Below are 5,678 nucleotides of genomic sequence, written 5' to 3'. Positions count from 1 at the left end.
CGCCGAGCAGCACGGCGACCTGCGCCGCGGTCCGCGCCAGCCCGATCTCGCCCGCGCGGACCAGCATATGGCCAAGCCGCGGCGGCAAAGGCAGCTTGGCGATAGCCTTGCCATGCGCGGTCGGGCGGCCATTGCCGTCGAGCGCTTCCAGCACCGTCAGCCGCTTGCGGGCCTCGGCAATGGCGGCTTCGGGCGGCGGATCGAGCCAGTTCAATTCGCGCGGATCGGCCACACCCCACAGCGCGCAATCGAGGGTCAATGCCGACAGATCGGCTTCGAGGATCTCCGGCGGATCGAAGCGCGGCAGGCCTGCGGTGGCTGCGGCTTCCCACAGGCGGTAGGCGACTCCCGGCCCCTGTCGCGCCGCGCGGCCGGCACGCTGGGTGACCGAAGCCTGACTGGCGCGTTCCGTCACCAACCGCGTCATCCCCGCCGCGCGATCGTAGCGCGGGCGGCGGGCCAGTCCCGAATCGACCACCACGCGGATGCCGTCCAGCGTCAGGCTGGTCTCGGCGATCGAGGTGGCGAGCACGATCTTGCGGCGGCCCTCCTTGTCCGGCGCGATCGCGGCACGCTCGGCGGCGGGATCCAGGCTGCCGTGCAGCTTGTGCAGCACGATGCCGGCCAGGTCGCCCAGCCTCTCGGCAGTGCGTTCGATCTCGGCCACGCCGGGCAGGAAGGCGAGGATGCCGCCCTCGGCATCGCGCAGTGCGGTGCGCACCGCGGCGGCGACCGACTCCTCGATCCGCGCTTCGGCGGCACGACCGATATGGCGCAGGTCCAGCGGATGCATCCGCCCTTCGCTCTCGATCACCGGCGCGTCGCCCATCAGCGCCGAGAAACGCGCACCATCCAGCGTCGCCGACATGGGCAGGATGCGCAGATCGGGCCGCAGCGCCGCTTGTGCGTCCAGCGCAAGGGCGAGGCCGAAATCGCTGTCGAGGCTGCGCTCATGCACTTCGTCGAACAGCACCGCAGCGACACCCGACAGCTCGGGATCGGCCTGGATGCGGTTCACGAAAATGCCTTCGGTGACCACCGTCACGCGGGTCTCGGACGATCGCTTGCTGTCCATCCGCGTGGCGTATCCGAAGGTCTTGCCGACGCTCTCGCCTGCATTGGAAGCCATGCGCTCGGCAGCCGCGCGGGCGGCAAGGCGGCGCGGCGACAGGAGCAATATCTCGCGGCCCTCGACCCATGGCTCGCTCAACAGCGCGGGCGCCACCGCGGTGGTCTTGCCCGCCCCCGGCGGCGCGACCAGCACCGCGCTAGATCCCGCGCGCAACGCAGCGAGCAGATCGGGCAGGACGGCGTGGATCGGGAGGCTGGTCATGCCGTGCGTGTCAGGACGTTATCGCCTGCACCGAGACCAGCTGGCCCTCGAACGCGGCATAGCCATAGGCGGTCATGAACGAGACATCTGCGGCGTCGCGGCCCACGCCGATCTTGGCCATATTGGCTTCGGTCGCCATGCCGGTGGCGTCGATCAAATGCCATTCGCCGCCGAGAAAGACCTCGGCGACCGCGTGGAAATCCTGCGGCTCGACGCCCAGTGCATAGACGCTCGCCATGCGCGCCGGGATCGCGGCGGCGCGGGCCAGCGTGATCAGGACATGGGCATAGTCGCGGCACACGCCCTGGCGCCGCACGAAACTGTCCAGCGCGGTCGTGTCCGAATTGCTCACGCCGGGCGTGTAGGTGAAACTCTGCTCGATCCAGTCGCGCATCGCCGCGACCAGAGCGCCGCCCTTCAGCCCCGCAAACTCGGCCTCTACAAAGCTCTGGAAATGATCCGCCGGGCAATAGCGCGACGGCATCAGATACTGGACCGTCTCGCCCGGCAGTTCGCGCGGATCGAGTCCGGGCAAGGCTGCGGCGTCGCGCAGGATGCGGCGGATGGTGACATGCGCATCATATTCGACATGGAGCAGCCCGTCGGCGCGGACCCACATCCGCTCGCCGATCCCGTCCTGCGCCGGCACGCGGACCATATCGGTGCCGCTGACATGGGTATGCGCCCAGTCGACCGTCTGTTCGGGGATCGCCGCCGCCTCGAACTGCAGCAGCACATCGGCCGGGTGCGCGAAGCGATAATCGAGGCGGGTGCGGATCGAGAGCTGCATGATGCGGCCAGCCTACAGGCTGGCAGCCCGGACTAAAAGGCGCGGGCGACCGCGAACTCGACCGCCTCGACCATCGCGTCCTTGGCCTTGCCCGATGCGAAGCCGCCCAGCGCATCGATCGCGCGCTGGCCGTAATGGCGGGCGCGTGCGAGCGTATCGTCGACCGCGCGGCTGGCGCGGACCAGCCGGATCGCTTCGGCGAAGTCGTCGTCCGAATTGCGATGGCCGGTGACCGCAGCCTTCCAGAAGGCGCGCTCCTCGTCGGTGCCGCGGGCATAGGCGAGGATCACCGGCAGGGTCATCTTGCCTTCGCGGAAATCGTCGCCCGCATCCTTGCCCATCGTGCTGGCGTCCGAAACGTAATCGATCGCATCGTCGACCAGCTGGAAGGCGATGCCCAGATTGCGGCCATAGGCGTCGAGCGCCGCTTCTTCCGCTTCGCCGCGTTCGGCAACCACTGCGGCGATCTTGCACGCGGCGGCGAACAGGGTCGCGGTCTTGGCGTCGATGATGTCGAGATAGCGCGACTCGGACAGGTCGAGGCGGCGCACGGCGGTCAGCTGATTGACTTCGCCCTCGGCGATGGTCGCGCTGGCGCCGGAGAGGATCTTGAGCACCTTCAGGCTGCCATCCTCGACCATCAGCTCGAAACTGCGACTGAACAGGAAATCGCCGACCAGCACGCTGGCCGGGTTGCCCCAGATGATGTTGGCGGTGCGGCGCCCGCGGCGCAGGTCGGACGAATCGACCACATCGTCGTGCAGCAGCGTCGCGGTGTGGATGAACTCGACCGAAGCGGCCAGCTTGTGATGGCGCGTGCCCGAATAGCCGAGCAGCTCGGCGCTCGCGAGGGTCAGCATCGGCCGCATCCGCTTGCCGCCGCCCGCGATCAGGTGGCCGGCCAGTTCCGGGATCAACGGAATGTCGGACTGCATGCGATCGAGGATCACCGCGTTGACCGCGTTCATGCCGGGGGCGACCAGGGTCAGCATCGGCTCCAGCGAAGGCTCGCGGGAGTTGAGGCGATGGATCGTAGCGCTCATGGGCGCGCTCTGGCCCCAGAAGGCCCCAAAGGCAAGCCTGCACACGGAAACTCAGGGTTGCGCAGTGGCATTTCGCGGGCAAAAGGGGCGCGAGGGAGAGCCTGATGGCCGATGAGACGCTGAGCCGGTATCGCCAGAGCATCGACAATATCGATGCGGCATTGGTGTTCATGCTCGCCGAGCGCTTCAAGATCACGCAGGCGGTGGGCGCCTACAAGGCCGCCAACACGCTGCCCCCCGCCGATCCGGGCCGCGAGGAGCGCCAGATCGAGCGGCTGCGCGCGCTGGCCAAGGATGCCGATCTCGATCCCGAATTCTCCGAGAAGTTCCTCCGCTTCATCATCGATGAGGTGATCCGGCATCACGAGAAGGCACGCGGAGCAACCGCCTGAAGGTCGCGATGGTTCGACATGAGCTGCTGAAGAGGTGCGATCCGTGGCTGCCAACGACTATCTGATCTTCCGTCCCGATGACGTGGACCTCACGCAATCGCCTTTGCGCAAGTCGCTGGACGAGCCGACCTATGTGCTGGGCGCATTCAATCCCGGGCTGGTGCGGTTGCCGGGCGGTAACCTGTTGCTGATGGTGCGGGTGGCCGAGGCGCTGCGCGAGCCGGTTGCGGGCGGGTTCGCCCGCGCGATCCGCTGGACACCCGAAGGCTATGTGATCGACCGGCATCCGCTGGCCGGGGTCGAGATGAGCGATCCGCGCACTTTCGCGCTGAGGGGGCGGCACCCGGCACTGCTCGGGCTTACCTCGCTGTCCTGGCTGCTGCCGGTCGAACTGAGCGGCGACGCGCGCGAAGTGGTGAAAATCCATTACGACAAGGCGATCGAGCCTAGTGCCAGCTGGCAGGATTACGGGATCGAGGATGCCCGGATCAGCCTGGTCGGCGGCAGCTGGTGGATGACGGTCTGCTCGGTCTCGGCCGAGCGGCATTGCACCGCCATGTATCACTCGGTGAACGGGCTGGATTACAAGCCGATGGGCATCGTGCTGGATCACCAGAACAAGGACATGATCCTGTTCGAGGGCAAGCCGGGCGGAAAATACATGGCGCTCACCCGGCCGCTGGGGGAGCAGTATTTCGCCTATCCGGACGAAAGCCCCTGGGCGGGCGGGCCGGCGATCCAGATGGCGACCTCGCCCGACGGCCTGCACTGGCGCCCGTCCGAAACGCCCGGCATCCGCGCGCGCAAGGGGACCAGCACCAGCCTGCGCATGGGCGGCGGCGCCCAGCCGATCCTGACGCCCGAGGGGTGGCTGGTGCTGTATCACGGCGTCGAGAAACGCGAGGCGGTCGGCGTCTACCGCACATTCTGGGCACTGCTCGACCGCGAAGATCCGACGAAGCTGATCCGGCAGGAGGACGGCGCGCCGCTATTGGAAGCTGCACCCGATCTGACTGCGGATATCGCCCACCAGATGTATCTGCCGACACCGGTGGTGTTCACCACGGGGATTGTCGACGCGGGGGATCATTATGTGGTGGCCTCGGGCGAGGCGGACCTGGCCTGCCGGATCACGCATATCCCGAAGCTGGCGTTTCGGTAACTTCTTTTCCCCTTCCGCTTGCGGGAGGGGAAATTTGGTCACTCCGCTGCCAGCACGTCCATCGCGCCGCCCAGATCGACCGATACCAGACGGCTGACCCCGCGCTCCACCATCGTCACGCCGAACAGGCGATGCATGCGGCTCATCGTCGCGGCATTGTGGGTCACGATCAGATAGCGCGTCCGGGTTTCCTCGGTCATCCGGTCGAGCAGGTCGCAGAACCGCTCGATATTGGCATCGTCGAGCGGCGCATCGACTTCGTCCAGCACGCAGATCGGCGCGGGATTGGTCAGGAACAGCGCGAAGATCAGCGCCACCGCGGTCAGGGCCTGCTCGCCGCCCGAAAGCAGCGTCAGCGACTGGAGCTTCTTGCCAGGCGGCTGGGCCATGATCTCGAGTCCGGCTTCGAGCGGATCGTCCGAATCGACCAGTTCCAGATGTGCCTGGCCGCCGTTGAACAGCGTAGTGAACAGGCGGCGGAAATGCTGGTCGACCGCCTCGAACGCGGACAACAGCCGCTGGCGCCCCTCGCGGTTGAGCATGCCGATGCTCCCGCGCAGGCGATGCACCGCCTGGGTCAGTTCGTCGCGTTCCTTCGCGCTGGCCTCGGCGGAGGTGGTGAGTTCGGCGAGTTCGGATTCGGCGACCAGATTGACCGGCCCGATCCGCTCGCGCTCGGCGATCAGCCGATCATGGGCCAAGCTTTCGTCGCCCGGTTCGCGGACTGTGTCTTCCTTGAAGCCCGCTTTTTCGGGCAGCAAAGGCGGTGGGCATTCGAAACGCTCGCCCGACAGGCGGCCCATTTCGACGCGGCGCATTTCCTGGTTCTCGGCGCGGGCGAGCGCACCGGCGCGGGCTTCGCGGGCTTGCGAGAGCGCCTCGTTGGCGGTGCGGACAGCACCCTCGGTGGCGCGCAGGGCGGCCTCGGCATCGCGTTCGGCTGCCTGTGCGGCGGACG

5 protein-coding genes and 1 pseudogene are annotated in these 5,678 nt (G+C 67.5%); 2 read left to right on the top strand and 4 right to left on the bottom strand.

Annotation, left to right across the window (positions count from 1 at the left end; genetic code table 11):
• The 3 genes from hrpB to P1X14_RS21490 form a co-directional block, all read right to left on the bottom strand.
• Window positions 1–1,333: ATP-dependent helicase HrpB (hrpB, locus tag P1X14_RS21500; RefSeq protein WP_277317470.1), on the bottom strand; the 1,333-nt coding region annotated here is incomplete at its 3' end.
• Between the two features lie 10 nt (window positions 1,334–1,343).
• The gene (locus P1X14_RS21495; RefSeq protein WP_277317469.1) at window positions 1,344–2,123 is read right to left on the bottom strand and encodes a transglutaminase family protein; all 780 of its coding nucleotides are present in this window, start codon (window positions 2,121–2,123) and stop codon (window positions 1,344–1,346) included.
• Window positions 2,124–2,155: 32 nt separating this feature from the next.
• On the bottom strand, window positions 2,156–3,166 hold the full coding sequence (locus tag P1X14_RS21490; RefSeq protein ID WP_277317468.1) for a polyprenyl synthetase family protein: 1,011 nt from the start codon (window positions 3,164–3,166) through the stop codon (window positions 2,156–2,158).
• A gap of 104 nt (window positions 3,167–3,270) precedes the next feature.
• Here P1X14_RS21490 and P1X14_RS21485 point away from each other — a divergent pair, with 104 nt between their 5' ends.
• Together P1X14_RS21485 and P1X14_RS21480 are read left to right on the top strand one after the other, a co-directional pair.
• The gene (locus P1X14_RS21485; protein ID WP_277317467.1) at window positions 3,271–3,558 is read left to right on the top strand and encodes a chorismate mutase; all 288 of its coding nucleotides are present in this window, start codon (window positions 3,271–3,273) and stop codon (window positions 3,556–3,558) included.
• A gap of 43 nt (window positions 3,559–3,601) precedes the next feature.
• Window positions 3,602–4,720, top strand: coding sequence for a glycosidase (locus P1X14_RS21480; protein ID WP_277317466.1), 1,119 nt, complete (start codon window positions 3,602–3,604; stop codon window positions 4,718–4,720).
• Between the two features lie 38 nt (window positions 4,721–4,758).
• On the opposite strand, the pseudogene P1X14_RS21475 reads toward P1X14_RS21480, so the two are convergent.
• Window positions 4,759–5,678: pseudogene (locus P1X14_RS21475) on the bottom strand (chromosome segregation protein); the annotation flags it as partial.

Origin of the sequence: Sphingomonas sp. AOB5 (assembly GCF_029433115.1) — a bacterium.
Classification (GTDB): Bacteria; Pseudomonadota; Alphaproteobacteria; order Sphingomonadales; family Sphingomonadaceae; genus Sphingomonas.
The sequence above is the reverse complement of the archived record's forward strand: the minus strand, read 5'-3'. Positions and strand labels throughout refer to the sequence as shown.

Coding starts and splice junctions, on each gene's coding strand:
- P1X14_RS21495 (WP_277317469.1), bottom strand. CDS start 2,123: ATGCAGCTCTCGATCCGCACCCGCCTCGATTATCGCTTCGCGCACCCG.
- P1X14_RS21490 (WP_277317468.1), bottom strand. CDS start 3,166: ATGAGCGCTACGATCCATCGCCTCAACTCCCGCGAGCCTTCGCTGGAG.
- P1X14_RS21485 (WP_277317467.1), top strand. CDS start 3,271: ATGGCCGATGAGACGCTGAGCCGGTATCGCCAGAGCATCGACAATATC.